The organism is Paenibacillus sp. FSL R7-0198 (genome assembly GCF_038000415.1).
Classification (GTDB): domain Bacteria; phylum Bacillota; class Bacilli; order Paenibacillales; family Paenibacillaceae; genus Paenibacillus.
This window is the reverse complement of sequence record NZ_JBBOCB010000001.1, coordinates 6,320,267-6,337,074: the sequence shown is the minus strand read 5'-3', so window position 1 is coordinate 6,337,074 and position 16,808 is coordinate 6,320,267. Positions and strand designations below refer to the sequence as shown.

Here is a 16,808-nt window from a genome sequence, read left to right as displayed (position 1 = left end):
TTATTCAACGCTCGTGCATTTTTACAATTCGAAGCATAATAACAGTACAGTTATTTCAATCGATATTTCTCATTTTTTATAATTTCGCTTACTATTCCAGGTAATTGTGCTTCTGTAAAATGACTCGTATACAGCTTGTTATCTACTCTCAGATCCGGATGATTTTCAAACTCATCCAGCAGAATTATACTTCTTTCTTTCATTTGATATTCTTCTGCTCTTAGACGGTCTCTACGAATAATGGTTTGACGATCAACCATTAATACAACATAGATTATGCGAACATGATAGTCTGCCAATTCTGTCATTAACCCATCCATGTCTTCCGGAAAGGCCACATAGTCCAGCACTACATCGTATTTATAATCCAATAAGTTTTTCACTAGGCTAGATATATTTTTCCAAGTTAAGTCGTTTGTATCCTTATCAAGCCAGGGTTTACCTCTCCCTTTGACCGGAAAGTGACTAACCGCATCTCCAGAAATGTAGGCACTTTTATCTAAAGTCTGAACCAGCAGCTTGGAAGTTGTAGATTTCCCTACTCCAGGGGGGCCAGATATAATATATAGGTTTTTACTCATTTCTTATTCTCCTTACAATATCTTTTGGAAACTTCCAATATCCAGTTTTCTATCGAATTTATATCCAATCTCTTTGAACAGAGCACATTGTTCATAACCATTTCTCTCAAATAATGATTTACTTCTTGTATTCTCCATGCAAATTGTCGCAATTAAGGTATGGAATCCTTGTTCTTTTGCAACCTTCTCAATGAAACCTAGTGCTTGTTTCCCCAAGTCTTTTCCCAAAATATCGTGCTTTAGATATATGGTGACTTCACCACAAATGTCATATGCCTGTTTACTCTTATATTGGGTGATCAGAACATAGCCCATCATTTGATTGCTTTCAAGCATTACATAAGTTTTATACCGTGTATCTTTGTTCATTACAGAGGATTTAATCTGATCAAGATTTAATTCCTCCGTATGAAACGAAATCGTTGTATTCATTACATAATAGTTATAAATCTCTCTAATTTCAGGGAGGTGCTGTTCGGTTACCTCTTCAAAAGTCACAGTCGTCAATTAGGTTCCATCCTCTTCTGTTCAATTTCTTCAACGAAACCAGCGTCTATCCAAGAAATCTGACATCACTGCATGTTCTCTAAATCAGGAGGTAGCGAAAATCTCCCTTCTTCATTAGGCTCAAAATCATATGTATGAGATACAGCGTCAAGATTTAACTCACCGTAAATATGAGGATATTCCCTGCCTTCATTATACAGATCTTCCCATATAACTTCTGATTTTATTTTAGATGCATCCAAGCAAAGTAATACTAACCCTTTTGTCCCGTGGTAATTATAATTAGCCACAGCTACGATCTTATCCACAGGTGAGCAATGAATAAAACCTTCCTTTTCTAAAGATGCTGCTCTGTATACCCCATTGATCAACGCGGCTTCCCAATCTTTTCTTGAGAGTACATGTACAATCATCATCCTAAAATCCTCCTTAATAAGTAAGATAATTATTTGGATAGGACCTTCTTCAAAATGAGTTCTATGATTTCACTAGTCTCCAAATGATCGGTAATAATGCGAGTTTGAAATTGTTCATCCTTGAAAGCTTCAACACACTTTGGTGCTTGTTGATACTGCCAGCCTCCATATTCATCTCCGCGTTTAGCCAAACGATGATAAATCGTCTCTTCTTTAGCCGTTAGGCAAAAATGATGAATGTCCTGATCGATCTCTTTCAACCCGTTATAAATGTAATTAAAGTTTTCCTCTTTATAGATGGTCATAGGGATAATTAAGTGTTTGTTGTATTTCTGCTTTACTTCTTTAGCTGTCTTTACGGTTAGAATCTTCCATAGATCGATATCTTGAAAATCATCCGTACGTTCCCTCTCCTCTCTACAATTCTCCGGAAGAAGTTTTCTCAGCATATAACCTATTTCTTCAGGATCGTATATCATACTGTTTGCAATCAAAGGTTGAAGTGCTTCTGCTGCAGAAGTTTTCCCCGAACCAAACGCTCCGTTAATCATAATGATCATGTGGTCAATCCACTCCTATTCCATAAATGGTTTCAATACACACCAAATTTTCCCTATCCTCAATTTCATCCATTATAAATGTTTTCCCTCCACTTTTGTGTTACAAAATGTCCAAAAACATGATGAGATCCCATTGGGGTCAACCCAACGGGATCTCATCATCGTGTATTATTTTTCAATCAACCTTGAGCTTGTTAATGTATTTCCAAGTAATCGATATATATATCCCATGTCCCGTCATCGGCTGTTACAACCAACTCAATGACCTGATTTCCCGTCCCATGGCTGATATTATTCAGGGTATAGACCGCTGGAGAGCTCCCTCCAAAGTAAAAGGTTCCCTTCGTCTGTCCGCCAATCTTCAAATCAACTCTCGCCATGTTGGCATTGTTTGAAGCTCCACGAAGTGAAAAATTGTGAGTGCTCGTTGCAAAATTCTGAGTGTATTTAACCAAATCATTGTTAGCATAAAGGACCACGCCATTGAAAGGAGAACTGATATTGCCGGTGTATTGCCCACCTTTGGTCATATTCTCAGCTTCCACTTTTGTTCCGTTACTTGGCGGATTCGTAGTGCTACTATCGGGTGCAACTGCCCGACCGGTCGTTGATGAGATCATACCGGAGCAAAGGCCGCGATTCTTCAGATTTTGTGCAATCTGCGGAATGGCTTGAAGTGTCGTCTGGTACTGATCATGCATTAGAATGACGTCACCACTTTTCATCGTGTTCACTGCTGCTACAATCTGGGCTGCGCTGGCACCATTCCAGTCTTGGGAATCTACGTTCCACAGTATTTCCTTCAGGCCGTTTTGGCTCACAACGGATTTCAAGGTCGCATTTGTCGCACCATAAGGAGGTCTGAACAGTTTAGGTGAACTTCCGGTAATAGACTGGATCGTCTGCTGTGTCCGAGTAATCTCTGACGACATCTGAGAACTGTTTAATGTAGTCATGTTTGGATGTGTATAGGAATGATTGCCAATCCACATACCAGCTGCTACTTGTGCAGAAACAAGAGATTGATTATTTTGTGCATTTTGTCCAACATTGAACATCGTTGCCCGTAAGCCAGCCTGCTTCAACGCGTTAAGCATGTTTGTTGTATTTCCAGATGGGCCATCATCAAACGTCAAACCTACATAACCATTCGGACAACTTGCATCTGCAGCACGAGCATCGGGTACCGCCGGAATAGAAAATAAGGTACCGAAAAGCGCGAGAGATATTACCGCCTTTGCTAGCTTTACTTTAAACATAAAATTACCTCCTCATAATATATTCACAGCATACTACCTTCTACACTCCCTCTCTTTATCAAACTTTCACCCTCAAAAAAAGCGCTTTCATATACACATAATCCGCTACGTCCTTTCTCATAGATAAGAGCTTTAGTTCAAGGTGAGTTCAGTATAAACGATAAGTTTATTTAAAGTAAATTGAATTTTATCCAAAATGTTCTATTTATTCACGAATTCTAGAATCGCCTGTTGTACATCTCCCGTTTAGCACTCTCCTGTGTAAAAATGTCCTCCGGGGGCACCATGCGCTTCGGGAGTGTACGCCCTGCAATAATTTCTTTTGTAGCCTGCATAAGCTGAGGACCAAGCAGCGGGTTACATTCCACCACAGCGTTGATTTTCCCACTCGCCAGAATTTCAAGTGCTTTGCGGGAGCCGTCCACCGAGACAATGATAATGTCCTCTCCCGGCTTCAGCCCAACCTCTTCTATCGCTTGTATGGCGCCAAACGCCATTTCATCATTATGGGCAAAAAGAACCTGCGGCCGTTTGTCTTCCGGGACCTGAAGGAATTCTTTCATCACTTGTTTCCCATTGTCCTCCGTAAAATCGGCAGGAGCACTTTGTGAGAAGATGATATCTGCTCTGGTGTCAAAAATGCTTCTAAAGCCCTCGCCACGCTGGATAGAGGGTGTAGAACCACTCGTGCCTTGCAGTTCGGCAATCCGTATCAAACCCGGATGATTTCGCATCCGATCCTGAATGTACTTCCCGGCCTTCACACCTTCCTCATAAAAGTCCGATCCAATCGTTGTTACAAAAAGTGAAGTATCTTTGACATCAACTGACCGGTCTACGATAATCACGGGTATACCTGCATCCCTGGCCTCCTGAAGAATACCATCCCAGCCCGATTCCACGACCGGTGCAATGGCAATGACATCCACCTTTTGCCTGATGAACGACCGAACAGCCTCGAACTGTTTCGTCTGAGACTGTTCTGCATTTTTTATTACAAGGGAGATTCCCGATTCAGCCGCAGCATTGCGAATAGACGTGGAGTTCGCCAGACGCCAGGCACTCTCTCTGCCCAGTTGTGAAAAACCCAAGACAATCGGTTTCGTAGAGGTATCCCTTGCTACCGCTGATTCCATCCATTCCTCAACGGAGGGAAGAGTTTCCAAGTTGTTAGACGAGATGGGAGGAGGCACAGATTCAGACTCAGGGGTTGTGCAGCCGACAAGCAGCAGTAGAATGAACAAACACAACCCGTTCACATGTCTTCTCACTCACGTATCCCCCATCTCCATGTTACGCTCAGCATTCACCAATGCAGAGCGCATATTGTTATATCATTGTTTCGGTATCCGTGTTCAATATCATTTCATTCGATCAATTTAATGCAGTGATTTCGAGGATACTCGCCGCCCGCTAAGAAGTCGCTGGAACAAAATAAAAACAAACAGCATCAGACCAATCACAATCTTGGTCCACCATGAGCTGAGCGTACCTTCGAAGCTAATTATAGTTTGGATAGCCCCCTGGATCAATACACCAATAAAGGTTCCCGCTACATACCCCACACCACCTGTTAACAAGGTGCCTCCTATCACAACAGCCGCGATGGTATCGAGTTCAAGACCCATGGCGTGTAATCCATAACCGGATAACATATAGAAGGTAAAGACAACACCGGCAAGCGCGGAGCACAAACCGCTGAACGTGTACACCAGGATTTTGGTACGTGCAACCGGCAGTCCCATGAGCAACGCGGATTGCTCGCTTCCGCCGATGGCGTAAACGTTGCGCCCAAACCGGGTGTAATGTGCCAGGTAGATCGCGAGTAGTACAATAACCAGTGCAATAATCACATTAATGGAGACAAAGCTGCCCCCTGGCAGGGAAATTTTCGCCTGTGCAACCTGTGTGTAAAATGGATTCGTAATGGTAATGGTGTCGAGACTGATGACATAACACAGCCCCCGTGCCAAAAACATGCCGGCCAGCGTCACAATGAAGGGCTGAATTTTAAAATAGTGGATGATAGCCCCCATGACTGTACCAAACAACGCGCCCATGACAAGCACCATCGGTATAACGATGGCAGGCGACCAGCCCTGCTTCTCGACCAGACTTGCGCTAATGATGGTTGTCAGCGCAATGACAGAACCAACCGACAGGTCGATCCCTCCCGATACAATCACAAAAGTCATGCCAATCGCCGTGATAATCAGAAAGGCGTTATCAATGAGAAGATTAAACAGGACTTGTGTGGAAAAGAACCCCGTATATCGGAAAGAGCCTATGGCAAACATCACGGCCAGCAAGCCGAAAGTGACAAAGACTGGGAGATACTTACGATTAAGAAACATGGCGGTTAACCCCCTGTTCGGCTGGAAACTTCCGTTTTTTCCAACGGATCACCATGGAATTGCGGAATGAATCGGATTGAATCAAACATACGGCAAGTACTACAAAGGCTTTGACAACCAGCGTAACTTCTGGCGGGACTCCAATCATATAGATCGTCGTTGTTAAGGTTTGGATAATGAGTGCTCCAACGACGGTACCCATTAGATAGAAACGACCACCATTGAGCGAAGTACCCCCGATGACGACAGCAAGAATGGCATCAAGTTCATACCACAGACCTGCGTTATTGCCATCCGCACTGGATACATTCGAGCTGAGAATAAGCCCGGCAATACCGGCACACAGCCCACAGAAGACATATACCGTGAGAATAACCGTTTTTGAACGAATACCCGCTAGTCGGCTCGCGTTTGCGTTACTTCCGACCGATTCGATAAACAGTCCCAGTGCCGTTTTTCTCGTCAACAGTGAGGCAACAAGCAGGACAGTTAATACGATGAAGATGGAAAAAGGCAATGCTGCAAGCGAACCGGCCCCGATATAGGCGTAGTTTGCATTGGATACAGTAATAATCTGTCCACTCGTAATCAATTGCGCAATCCCACGTCCGGCTACCATCAGAATAAGCGTTGCAATAATGGGCTGGATTCGGGCAACCGAAACAAGCGCCCCGTTCCACATGCCCAAGATCAGGGAGAGACCTATAGATAATCCGAGTGCACCCAACACAAGCCCGAAGGAACTCTGATCTACTCCTCTGCTAATGCTCATACAAGCCACGGCACCGGAGATCGCTACAATGGAGCCCACGGACAAATCGATACCTCCGGTCGCAATGACCAGCGTCATACCGATCGATACCAGAATTAAAGGTGCTCCGAAATTGAGAATATCAATCAAGCTGCCATACAGATTCCCTTCACGCATGACGAGGGAGAAGAAATCTGGTGAGTACAGCAAATTAAAGATTAAAAGTAAACCAAGCATACATAACGGCCAAAACAAATGATGTTTACGCATCTTGCCCGCCATCTCTTTAACCTCCTGCCATTGCTTTCATAATTTGCTGTTGATGGATCTGATCCCCGCTAAGTTCTTGCACTTTTTTGCGGTCCCGGATTACGGCAATCCGGTGGCTGACACGAATCACTTCTTCCAGCTCGGACGAAATGAACAGCACGGCCATGCCCTGCTTCGACAGAGAGAGCACCAGCTTCTGTATTTCAGTCTTGGCACCGATATCAATTCCACGCGTAGGTTCATCGAGAATCAACAGATCGGGGTTCATCAGCAGCCACCGAGCAAGCAACACCTTTTGCTGATTACCGCCGCTCAGATTTTTAATTAAATGCTCCGGGTTTTTCGGATGGATATTTAACAGGTTGATGTACTTTTCGGCGATCTCATCCTGTTTCTTGCGTGAGATTGGTTTGGACCAGCCTCGTGTCGCTTGTAAAGCCAGAATAATGTTCTCCCGAATGGTCAAATCATCGATTATGCCTTCGGTTTTACGGTTCTCGGAGCAAAAAGCAATATTCTGATCAATTGCATGACGCGGCGACTTGACCGTACTTCCTGTATCTACAACGAGCAGCTTGCCTACATCTGAACGATCTGCACCAAAGAAAAGGCGAGCGATCTCGGTACGACCAGACCCCAATAACCCAGCCAAGCCGACGACTTCTCCTTTGCGAATGTCCAGATCAAAAGGCTCAATTGCTCCTTTGCGTCCAAGTGCCTTAGCGGTAATTAATAGTTCTCCCGACTCCGCCTGGGCAGCATCCGCTTCCTTCGGAAGCTCCTCAAGCACCTCAAGCTCCTTGCCGATCATCTTGAGCACCAGTTCCATGCGTGGAAGTTCTGCGGCTATGTACTCTCCTTCCAATTCCCCGTTACGGAGCACCGTTAGACGATCCGACATTTCGTATACCTGATCAAGAAAATGAGTGACAAAAAGAATTGCGAGACCTTCACTCTTTAATTTCTGCATAATACGAAACAGTTGCTGAACCTCGTTTTTGTCCAGACTGGATGTGGGTTCATCCAAAATGAGCACTTTTGCCGAGATGCTGAGTGCTCTGGCAATTGCAATCAGTTGTTGCATCGCGACCGAATAGGTCTGTAAAGGAGCCTTAACATCGATGGACAGATGTAATCTGTCTCGCAGCAGGTTCTCCGCATCTTTGTTCATTTGCTTCCAATTGATTTTGCCAAATCGTATCGGCTCCCGACCGATGAAAATATTCTCAGCAACCGTTAAGTTCGGACAGAGATTGACCTCTTGGTAAACGGTACTGATTCCCGCCTTTTGCGCTTCAAGCGGACCGGAGATCGAGAGATCACGGTTATCCATGGTTACCGTTCCTTCGTCAATGGAATAAACGCCGGTCAGAACTTTAATAAGCGTCGACTTCCCCGCTCCGTTTTCACCCATCAAGGCATGAATCTCGCCCGGAAACAAGCGAAAGCTGACGCTGGACAGCGCTTTAACCCCGGGAAATTGTTTGGTGATGCCTGTCATTTGCAAAATCGGTGCTTGCTCGGCCATATAACCCTCTCCTTTGTTATGGAAAAAAGTCATTTAGCGACAGCCTGGTCGAAAAATGACTTTTCGGTGTTATACGAATCTGCTTTTAATATTCGCGTGTTGGCAATGCTTCTTTGGCTTGCTCCGATGTGAAAGTTGTCTCATCCGTTACGATCCGGGGTTCGATATCTTTCCCGTCCACTACCGCTTGAACCGCTTCCATTAATTGAGGTCCTAACAACGGATTACATTCGACGATAAAGTTGATTTTGCCATCAGCAGCAGCCTGCATCCCATCCTTCACGGCATCTACAGAGATAATGGTGATATCTACGCCTGGTTTCAGTCCTGCCGCTTCAATGGCCTGAATTGCACCAAGTGCCATATCGTCATTATGTGCATAGAGAACATCTATTTTTTTATGTGCTTTGAGGAAAGCTTGCATGACTTCTTTGCCTTTGGCACGGGTAAAGTCACCTGATTGTGAAGCAATCACTTTAAGCTTCGAATTGGAAGCAATCAATTCCATAAAGCCCTCTTGACGGTCATTCGCGGGTGCGGAGCCTGTTGTGCCCTGCAGCTCAACGATATTGATCTCGTCTTGTGTGTCCTTGTATTGGTCAATAAGCCACTGACCTGCTTTGCGTCCTTCTTCTACAAAGTCGGAGCCAATAAAGGTTTTGTAGAGGGTTTTATCTGGCGAATCCACAGCGCGGTCCGTCAAAATCACGGGAATGCCTGCGTCCTTCGCTTCTTTCAATACGGTATCCCAACCGGATTCCACAACAGGGGAAAATGCAATTACCGTCACCTTCTGCTGGATGAAGGATCGCAAAGCTTTAATTTGATTTTCCTGCTTTTGCTGCGCATCCGAAAATTTCAAATCATAACCTGCTTCTTTGGCTGAATCCTGAATCGACTTGGTATTTGCCGAACGCCAGCCACTCTCTGCACCAACCTGCGAAAAACCAAGCGTAATGGTTTTGGCGCTGGCAGGTGTACTGCCCTCCCCATTTGTTGAAGTTGCATTATCGGAGCCTGTTCCTCCATTCGTACTGCTACATGCCGTGCTAACCAGCATCACCATAGCCAATGTTATGGCAAGTCCCCACTTTTTTTTGATTCGCATGTTGTGATCCTCCCTTTTCGTTTCACCTTGTGGTGTGATCACATTATAGAACGCTTTCATTTTAAGCTTATATGGAGTCTCATGCTTTTTTGATGTAATAATTTAGCAATTTCAAAAAATGAGATTTAAAAAGTGTAGTTTCTTTGTTTAATTGTGTAGTATTTAGCGAATCTCTTATATATTAGAAAATCATGTTATACTAATGGTACATTTTTGATCCCTTCAGATGGAGTGGAATACGTTGAAACTCATTCAGTGGATTGCTTCAAGCCTCAGGCTTAAATTACTCAGCATGTTTATCATCCTCAGTTCAGTACCACTGATCGTGGTTGGATTGATTTCTTACCACAAATCCTATACGGTCGTATCCAATCATAACAAGGCATCGACACAACTGGTTGCCGACCAGCTTGCCAGGAATATTGACATCTTGTTTGAGGATACGGAACGGCTGCTTGAACTCGGCAAGAACCCGCAGGTGCTTCAATACCTGTATTCTCAATCGGAGTCCTACCCGGAAGCCAAAGCCATCCTTCAGACATACAATCTTTATCGGGAAACCTACAAGTATGACAAGGTACTTAATATCTCGTTCGTGAATTTCTATGGAAAAGGCATAAGTGAACGAAAAGGCGTGTTCAAGCTGGAACGAAATCCGCTGCGTAACCCGTACTTCAAGTATCTGATACAGTATCCGGATGCCATTCTGCGCATCCCTCATTCTGCAGCCTATGCCGAATATAACAGGCTGGATGGGTTTGCTTACCCTAAACAGAATGCGCTTTCAATTATAACCACGGTCAAAGAGCGGATTACGCATGAGGTCATCGGGTTCATCGTAATTGATTTGAATGATTCGTTCATTGATGATTTTTTGACAAATACCCCTATTAAGGATTCCGGTTTTTTCTATATTAGTGATCAATACGGAAATACACTCTTCAGGCCGGATGCCACCCCGGCATCCATAACCACGATGGATCAGATCCGATCGATTCCTTTACATCTACAGCACGACAGCTTTATCCTGTCTGCAGGATCCAAGCCCCAGTTTGTTGTATACAGCACCTCAAAACAGACCGGATGGAAAATGATCGGGGTAGCTCCTTATCAGGAAATCATTGCAGAGGCCAATAGCATTCGCCAATTGATCATCATTACCGTTTTGTTAAGTGCGTTCTTTGCGATATCGTTATATTTTTTCCTAAATAATCGACTGATTCTGCCCATCCGGATTCTGATGAACAAGATGCGTAAAGCTGCAAACGGTTACTTGGAAGCCAAAGTCACACCACACGGCTCGGACGAAATTGCTGATCTGGGCAAAAGCTTTAATGTGATGCTTGATAAGCTCAAAACACTAATTGAAAAGAGCATTCGAGAGAATGAACAGGTAAAAATAGCTGAATTACGTACGCTGCAAGCTCAGATCAACCCTCACTTCCTCTATAACACGTTGGAATCCATTCTATGGATGGCTGAAGCAGAGAAAAAAGAAAATGTAATTAAGCTTGTCCAGGCCCTCTCGAAGTTCTTTCGTTTGAGTCTGAACAAAGGATTCGACTGGGTGTCCATTCAAACCGAGCTTGAACATGCACGGAGTTACTTGGTCATTCAACAGATGAGGTACCACGATATTCTCACCTACGAGATCAGCGTTGACTGTGAGCTTCAGGACTATCCCATTTTAAAAATGACGCTGCAGCCCCTGATTGAAAACGCGCTCTACCATGGAATTAAGAACAAACGTGGTCAAGGGCTGATATCCATACACGGATATGTAGAGGACAATAGCATCATTCTCACCGTACAGGATAACGGAATTGGCATGTCTGCGGATCGATTGGCACAATTACGTGAAGAGCTGGAGAAGCCGGCCGGTTCCCGTTCACCCCAAGATGACGAGCAGGAAGGCGGATTTGGTCTGCTCAATGTACATCACCGGATTCGACTCTATTTTGGACCAGCTTATGGCGTTGAAATGGAAAGTACGTATATGGAAGGCAGCACATTTATGATTCGTATCCCCAAAAGCAAGGAGGTTAACCGTTGAAAAAGGTGATGATCGTGGATGACGAAATTGGAATTCGGGAAAATATACGGAGCTGCATTGATTGGGAAAAGGAAGGTTTTCACTATTGCGGGGATGCACCTGACGGCGAGCTTGCGTTACCTTTAATTCATGAATGGGCTCCGGATATTCTGATTACGGATATCAAAATGCCATTTATGAACGGATTGGAACTGACCTCCATCGTTCGCACTCAACAACCTGATATCAAAATCATTATCATGAGCGGTCATGATGAATTCAGCTATGCCCAGGAGGCCATCCGTCTTGGTGTGACCGAGTACTGTCTAAAGCCCATTAGTGCAGCAGAGCTAATCCAAATGCTGCATAAGGTCAGCAAACAAATGGATGAAGAACATCAACGCATGACAAACCGGACGATCACCAAAGAAAAACTGCTGGCCGATCTGTGCGGAGGACTCATCGGTACAACCGATGCGATTGAATCAGCCAAACAACTCTCACTTCCTCTCTCGGCCAGGTTTTATACGATTGTCATTATCGACGTTCGATTAACAGATGAATCCCGGGATTCAGAATCCCTGATGAAGAAGCTGATTCCCATACTGGAGGAAACTCGTGATCCCCACGTTGAACTTCTTCCTTATATTCGAAGCCGGACAGAGCTCGTGCTTCTGCTTAAGTATCACTCCGATGACAGCATATCCGTATATCTGGAGCAGCTTCGCGGGCGGGTTCGTATGGAGCTTGAGCATATGTTCAACTGTAATATTATTCTGGGCATTGGCAGTCAACAGGAGCGTCTGCAAGGAATTCATGTCTCGTATCTGGAAGCGGAGGAGGATAAATATATTAACCGGCTCACCCTTCAGAACAGAGCTTCTCTACGTGAAATTAACCTGGATGAGCAAACAACTCTTTTTCTCGACAGGAATTCGTTTCTTGAATTTCTCAAAATCGGCAGCCCCAATCTGCGTGACCATTTTGTGCAGGAGTTTGCCGCTCCATTACAGTCCTTCGACTGGAAGTCCTCATCGTATGGCTTCTATCTGTTGAATGATCTTACGCTGGAGTCGTTTCGGCTTGCAAATCAGCTGTTCCGCATGAGTGACCATTCGGATGAGAATATTACTTCCCTGCAGCAGACGATCCGGAAGATCACGTGCTGGGAGGATTGTACCCAGTATCTGTGTTCCCTGCTTAACCTGTTATGGCAGAGAAGAGCCGCGTGCTCCGGAAAATACAGTGATGTTATTGATCAGGTGAAAGCCTATGTATCCCGTGAATACAATAACGAACAGGTCTCGTTGAAGATGATTTCTGCACACGTCAGAATCAGTCCAAGTCATCTAAGCAAGATTTTCAGTCAGGAAACTGGTCAAACGATAACGGAGTATTTAACCCAGATTCGAATCGGTAAAGCCAAGGAGTTGCTGAAAACAACCAACAACAAAACCTTTGAGATTGCTTATAAAGTTGGTTACAACGACTCTCACTATTTTTCCAATATATTTAAGAAAACAACAGGTTTTACACCAAGAGAATACCGCACTCAAGGAACCGTGGAATCACAGGCCAGACCAGCAGATATGAGAAAAGAGCCCATGTATGAATAAAGCCAGATTTGCACTTTTACTTACACTAATACTGCTGTTCCCGATGATCATTTCATCCGGTTCGGCACACATTCGCCCACAGCAGATGGCTGCAACACTTCCTGCAACTTCACCTGTAGAGAAATCTGCAGCGAGCAAAACTTTTGGTATTATCTATCCAATGACGTATCCAACCTATGAGATGATCACGAAGGATGCAACGGAGTATGCAGGGAAACACAATATCACGTTAATTGTAAACGCACCTGATGAAGCCAACACCGAACAACAGATCCGTATCATGGAGAATATGATTAAACAGCATGTGGACGGGATAGCTATATCTCCTGTGGATGCTGCTGCACTTACACCCGTTATTGATGCAGCCCAAGCTGCGGGTATTCCGGTCATTACATTTGAGTCAGATGTTCCATCCAGTCACCGAATCGCTTATGTGGGCGCCGATAACTATCGTACCGGCCAGCAATTCGCGATGACGACTACAAGACTTCTGCATAATCAAGGCATGATTCTTGTCGAGAATGGCTTGGAGGAGATGCAAGGTTTGCAACAGCGGCTTAATGGATTCATTGATTATATCCGCAGTGAAACAGACATCGAAATCTTGGAAGTTCGTTATCATCAAGGGAATGAAGATCAAGCCATGTCCGATATGGAGAACATGATTCAAGCTCACCCTCACTTCAATGCGATTATCGGGCTCGATTTTGTTTCTGTCTCTGCCTCTACCCTGATCTGGAAAGCAAAAGGCCTTAACCGGCATTTAATCGCGTTCGGTGACAGCCCAACCAGTGAAAACGGGTTGCTCAACGGTCAATTGTCTGCCGTTATTTCGCAGAATGAAGGAGTCTGGGGTGCCAAAATGATGGAGACCCTGTTACTCGCTAGCGACGGTGTGCCTGTGAAGGAATTTATTGATACGGGGATCATTGAAATAAACCAGGAAGCAATTAATTAAGGGGATGTCCTCCTGTCATTCTGATGACAGGAGGACATCCCCTTTTAAATTTTCGTACACGTAGTTATTACATCCGTTCATCGAAGGGTTTCTCATGAAAGATGACCTTTTTCTGAGAGTTGCTCATATCTATCCTTTACGTTTAAGCTTCATAATGAGCCGATCCAGGATGAACCCCACTCCGCCCCAAAAAATCAAATGTAACAAGTATATTAACGGCCTGAACAATGAGTTCGTCTCTGGATTTGTATTTATTTTGGTCAACCAGTCATTCAGCAACGGATTTATAGGATTCGTTAGGTAAATCAGAATATTCTTATCATCATTTCCTGATAGATTAATGAAACATACGGTTAGCGAGAAAATAACAAACCAAAAAGTCAGCTTTTTCAGTATGCTCAGCATGAAGAGTGGGAGAACCTCCTTTCAAGTATATGATCCCTTTTGAGAAGTTATTTTTTCCATTCGTTTTCTAGAATGCTCATCTCGATAAGATTCCAGAAGGTATCTTCATATCTTCTTGCATCACGAATAAGTCCCTCTTGTACAAAGCCCGCTTTTTCATAACATCGGATGGCTGAGACATTAAAATCAAATACGCCCAGACTGATCCGGTGTAACTTCTCCTCTTCAAATCCAATTCGAAGTGCCTCATCGATCATTTGCTTCCCATAACCTTTACCCTGATATGGCTTGCCAAGTAGCACCTTACCGATACGCCCTGAACGATTATATCGATCGATACCGCCAAGAGCAATATGGCCCACAATCTCCTGAGTCGATTCATCCATCACTTTATAAATGAACTTATTTGAAGTGTCCTTATCATTGGCACCATGCAAATAATCCGATAGCTGCTCTCTGGAAAGTGGATAATGGAACTGAGGGCCGGCCCACTGGAGCAGAAATGCTTCATCCCCACTCCACTCGATTAGTTGTTCAAAATCTTCCGGTTCAAAGTATTGGAATGTAATCATATCAATCTGCCCTTTCTTTTTTATGTCATATCATAACCTATTTCAGTTCTCTTGTGTCGTCATAATTATGAGTTTCATCAAACGCTTTGTTTCTTATATTCATTTCACGGATGGAGTTCTGAACCCAATTCATTCTGGCTAATAAACAGATAACTCCACCCAAAATGCATATCGCACCTATCCAATAATTCAGTTCAAAATTCACTTGATAAGCACTCGAATCATAACTGCCAGCTGCTGCTGACTGGAATGCTGCATACCCTAGCTTGGGAATCACCTCTTCAATCATTTTCGAAATTGTAATAATCACAATTCCTAACATGATAAAGAGTAATGAGAAAATAATGTGTACATGCTTCAAAGACAAGCTACCTCCTTTACAATCCAAATTGCGTGTGTTTTGGCACTACTTGCATCTTAGAAGCCGAATGAACTCGCCATCAATCAGCCCTTCACTTACTCTCTGAAAACCAAGTGATTCATACAAATTCCCGGCGATACTATTTTCCGGCCTATGTCCAATCATGATGCGTTTGCAGTTCAGCGATTCTTTCATTAGATCAATCAACTTCCTAAGCGCTTCTCTTCCATAACCTCTGCCCTGATATTTTGTATCTACCATTAGAGCAAGAAGCCAGTAGTTATCCTCATGATCCGGCTTATCTGAGTACACAGCAAAACCAACCAGATCCGAATCATAATAGATGGCCATGGGGTGAAAATCGGTCACCACCTTGGATTCAGCAATCCAATATACAACCGGCGCGGGAAAACTTTTTTTCTGCTCTTCCGTTACATTCAGTTGAGTACATGCATACCAGTTATCCACCGACACACTTTTTAAATGAATCATAGTTTGAAATTCCTCCTCTTGAAAATTACACAGAGGAATCCCACTGAAGACTTCCTTGGGTCCTCTGCGCTAAACAAAAACACCTCCGGCAACTTTATTCCTTCTACTCAGATTCGTATTGTTTCTCATATCACATCACTCCTCTCACGTATATTTCAGCGTTTCAAAAAAATTTCATGATTAAGCCTTGCCAAAGCTCGCTTGCAGTGTCCATTCTAATCTGCTCAGCCATTCCCTATGTACATCTGGATGAGCATTCTTGATTCGGTTCATGATCTGTATTACTTTGGATGTGGAGTATGCCCGAATTAGATCATTTGTTACTTCAATATTTGTACGTTCTGTATATGCATTTAAGAAGACTTCTGACAGATCCTTTGCCATGTGAGGATAATGAAGATGCACAAACCACACCACCCATGCGATATCAAACAATGGATTGCCCCATCCAGCCCACTCCCAGTCCAAAATGAACATTGAATCGTTAGATAATATGACATTATGTGGTCCGTAATCTCCGTGAATCAGAGTTTGCTTCCCATGATCGGAAATGTCCAACACTTCTTTTACCATGCTTTTGATTCGGGAGGGTACAAACTCAAGTTCCTCCACATCAATAGCGGACTTCGTTATGAGTGGCAACTCTGCTTCGCAATCATATCGTTTGATGGAGTGCACGTCTCTGGCGAGATATATACCAAGTTGCTCATAAATTTTCCTGCCTTGGTCACGTCCATCTTGATCCAGTAGCCTCTGTGCGTTTATTCCTGGAACGTAATCCATCATAACATACAGCCAGTTTTCTTTTTCAAAGCAATCATGCACTCGCGGAGTCACGCCAGAATGATTTAACAACCTTAGCGCGCTTATTTCTGTCCTTGCATCTGTATTTTCTACATGATAGATTTTAGCAATCATCTGCGGATCAGTTCCCTCAAGTAAAAGGGTCGTATTGGTATAACCACCTGTTAGTTTAACAATGTTCACATTCGGAAATCTGTTTAACAAGATGTCATGGTTCACTTCATGCATTCCTTC

The 16,808-nt window shown here is 43.8% G+C and carries 17 protein-coding genes; 3 read left to right on the top strand and 14 right to left on the bottom strand.

Annotation, left to right across the window (positions count from 1 at the left end):
- Nucleotides 1-50: 50 nt before the first annotated feature.
- From MKY87_RS27965 to MKY87_RS27920, 10 genes are all read right to left on the bottom strand, one after another.
- Nucleotides 51-581 carry an AAA family ATPase gene (locus MKY87_RS27965; protein WP_340967033.1) on the bottom strand — a complete coding sequence of 177 codons (531 nt, stop codon included), beginning with the start codon at nucleotides 579-581 and terminating at the stop codon, nucleotides 51-53.
- Between the two features lie 12 nt (nucleotides 582-593).
- Complete coding sequence (locus tag MKY87_RS27960; protein WP_340967569.1) at nucleotides 594-1,079, bottom strand: GNAT family N-acetyltransferase; 486 nt, start codon at nucleotides 1,077-1,079, stop codon at nucleotides 594-596.
- A 74-nt stretch (nucleotides 1,080-1,153) separates the two neighbouring features.
- Complete coding sequence (locus MKY87_RS27955) at nucleotides 1,154-1,504, bottom strand: DUF952 domain-containing protein (protein ID WP_340967032.1); 351 nt, start codon at nucleotides 1,502-1,504, stop codon at nucleotides 1,154-1,156.
- A gap of 29 nt (nucleotides 1,505-1,533) precedes the next feature.
- Nucleotides 1,534-2,064 carry an AAA family ATPase gene (locus tag MKY87_RS27950; protein ID WP_340967031.1) on the bottom strand — a complete coding sequence of 177 codons (531 nt, stop codon included), beginning with the start codon at nucleotides 2,062-2,064 and terminating at the stop codon, nucleotides 1,534-1,536.
- Between the two features lie 194 nt (nucleotides 2,065-2,258).
- Complete coding sequence (locus tag MKY87_RS27945) at nucleotides 2,259-3,323, bottom strand: polysaccharide deacetylase family protein (protein ID WP_340967030.1); 1,065 nt, start codon at nucleotides 3,321-3,323, stop codon at nucleotides 2,259-2,261.
- 218 nt (nucleotides 3,324-3,541) lie between these two features.
- Complete coding sequence (locus MKY87_RS27940) at nucleotides 3,542-4,594, bottom strand: ABC transporter substrate-binding protein (RefSeq protein WP_340967029.1); 1,053 nt, start codon at nucleotides 4,592-4,594, stop codon at nucleotides 3,542-3,544.
- A 108-nt stretch (nucleotides 4,595-4,702) separates the two neighbouring features.
- A complete protein-coding gene (gene yjfF / locus MKY87_RS27935; protein WP_340967028.1) occupies nucleotides 4,703-5,677 on the bottom strand; it encodes a galactofuranose ABC transporter, permease protein YjfF in 975 nt (324 codons plus the stop codon).
- Nucleotides 5,667-6,710 (bottom strand): ABC transporter permease, encoded by a 1,044-nt coding sequence (locus MKY87_RS27930; protein WP_340967027.1) that lies wholly within the window; start codon nucleotides 6,708-6,710, stop codon nucleotides 5,667-5,669. The genes yjfF and MKY87_RS27930 overlap by 11 nt, the downstream gene beginning before the upstream one ends.
- Nucleotides 6,711-6,714: 4 nt before the next feature.
- On the bottom strand, nucleotides 6,715-8,226 hold the full coding sequence (locus tag MKY87_RS27925; RefSeq protein WP_340967026.1) for a sugar ABC transporter ATP-binding protein: 1,512 nt from the start codon (nucleotides 8,224-8,226) through the stop codon (nucleotides 6,715-6,717).
- A gap of 85 nt (nucleotides 8,227-8,311) precedes the next feature.
- Nucleotides 8,312-9,334, bottom strand: coding sequence for an ABC transporter substrate-binding protein (locus MKY87_RS27920; RefSeq protein ID WP_340967025.1), 1,023 nt, complete (start codon nucleotides 9,332-9,334; stop codon nucleotides 8,312-8,314).
- A gap of 241 nt (nucleotides 9,335-9,575) precedes the next feature.
- Here MKY87_RS27920 and MKY87_RS27915 point away from each other — a divergent pair, with 241 nt between their 5' ends.
- The 3 genes from MKY87_RS27915 to MKY87_RS27905 are packed head-to-tail and all read left to right on the top strand — an operon-like array spanning nucleotide 9,576 to nucleotide 13,940.
- Nucleotides 9,576-11,387 carry a cache domain-containing sensor histidine kinase gene (locus MKY87_RS27915; protein ID WP_340967024.1) on the top strand — a complete coding sequence of 604 codons (1,812 nt, stop codon included), beginning with the start codon at nucleotides 9,576-9,578 and terminating at the stop codon, nucleotides 11,385-11,387.
- A gap of 5 nt (nucleotides 11,388-11,392) precedes the next feature.
- Nucleotides 11,393-12,982 carry a response regulator gene (locus MKY87_RS27910; protein WP_340967568.1) on the top strand — a complete coding sequence of 530 codons (1,590 nt, stop codon included), beginning with the start codon at nucleotides 11,393-11,395 and terminating at the stop codon, nucleotides 12,980-12,982.
- On the top strand, nucleotides 12,975-13,940 hold the full coding sequence (locus MKY87_RS27905) for a sugar ABC transporter substrate-binding protein (protein ID WP_339784402.1): 966 nt from the start codon (nucleotides 12,975-12,977) through the stop codon (nucleotides 13,938-13,940). The genes MKY87_RS27910 and MKY87_RS27905 overlap by 8 nt, the downstream gene beginning before the upstream one ends.
- A 452-nt stretch (nucleotides 13,941-14,392) precedes the next feature.
- Here MKY87_RS27905 and MKY87_RS27900 read toward each other — a convergent pair whose 3' ends face one another.
- From MKY87_RS27900 to MKY87_RS27885, 4 genes are all read right to left on the bottom strand, one after another.
- Nucleotides 14,393-14,917 (bottom strand): GNAT family N-acetyltransferase, encoded by a 525-nt coding sequence (locus MKY87_RS27900; protein ID WP_340967023.1) that lies wholly within the window; start codon nucleotides 14,915-14,917, stop codon nucleotides 14,393-14,395.
- 37 nt (nucleotides 14,918-14,954) lie between these two features.
- Nucleotides 14,955-15,278 carry a hypothetical protein gene (locus tag MKY87_RS27895; RefSeq protein ID WP_340967022.1) on the bottom strand — a complete coding sequence of 108 codons (324 nt, stop codon included), beginning with the start codon at nucleotides 15,276-15,278 and terminating at the stop codon, nucleotides 14,955-14,957.
- A gap of 45 nt (nucleotides 15,279-15,323) precedes the next feature.
- Nucleotides 15,324-15,770 carry a GNAT family N-acetyltransferase gene (locus tag MKY87_RS27890; protein WP_340967021.1) on the bottom strand — a complete coding sequence of 149 codons (447 nt, stop codon included), beginning with the start codon at nucleotides 15,768-15,770 and terminating at the stop codon, nucleotides 15,324-15,326.
- A 180-nt stretch (nucleotides 15,771-15,950) separates the two neighbouring features.
- Complete coding sequence (locus MKY87_RS27885) at nucleotides 15,951-16,757, bottom strand: phosphotransferase family protein (RefSeq protein WP_340967020.1); 807 nt, start codon at nucleotides 16,755-16,757, stop codon at nucleotides 15,951-15,953.
- Nucleotides 16,758-16,808: the final 51 nt, after the last annotated feature.

Coding starts and splice junctions, on each gene's coding strand:
- MKY87_RS27955 (WP_340967032.1), bottom strand. CDS start 1,504: ATGATGATTGTACATGTACTCTCAAGAAAAGATTGGGAAGCCGCGTTG.
- MKY87_RS27920 (WP_340967025.1), bottom strand. CDS start 9,334: ATGCGAATCAAAAAAAAGTGGGGACTTGCCATAACATTGGCTATGGTG.
- MKY87_RS27900 (WP_340967023.1), bottom strand. CDS start 14,917: ATGATTACATTCCAATACTTTGAACCGGAAGATTTTGAACAACTAATC.
- MKY87_RS27925 (WP_340967026.1), bottom strand. CDS start 8,226: ATGGCCGAGCAAGCACCGATTTTGCAAATGACAGGCATCACCAAACAA.
- yjfF (WP_340967028.1), bottom strand. CDS start 5,677: ATGTTTCTTAATCGTAAGTATCTCCCAGTCTTTGTCACTTTCGGCTTG.
- MKY87_RS27945 (WP_340967030.1), bottom strand. CDS start 3,323: ATGTTTAAAGTAAAGCTAGCAAAGGCGGTAATATCTCTCGCGCTTTTC.
- MKY87_RS27930 (WP_340967027.1), bottom strand. CDS start 6,710: ATGGCGGGCAAGATGCGTAAACATCATTTGTTTTGGCCGTTATGTATG.
- MKY87_RS27905 (WP_339784402.1), top strand. CDS start 12,975: ATGAATAAAGCCAGATTTGCACTTTTACTTACACTAATACTGCTGTTC.
- MKY87_RS27890 (WP_340967021.1), bottom strand. CDS start 15,770: ATGATTCATTTAAAAAGTGTGTCGGTGGATAACTGGTATGCATGTACT.
- MKY87_RS27950 (WP_340967031.1), bottom strand. CDS start 2,064: ATGATCATTATGATTAACGGAGCGTTTGGTTCGGGGAAAACTTCTGCA.
- MKY87_RS27965 (WP_340967033.1), bottom strand. CDS start 581: ATGAGTAAAAACCTATATATTATATCTGGCCCCCCTGGAGTAGGGAAA.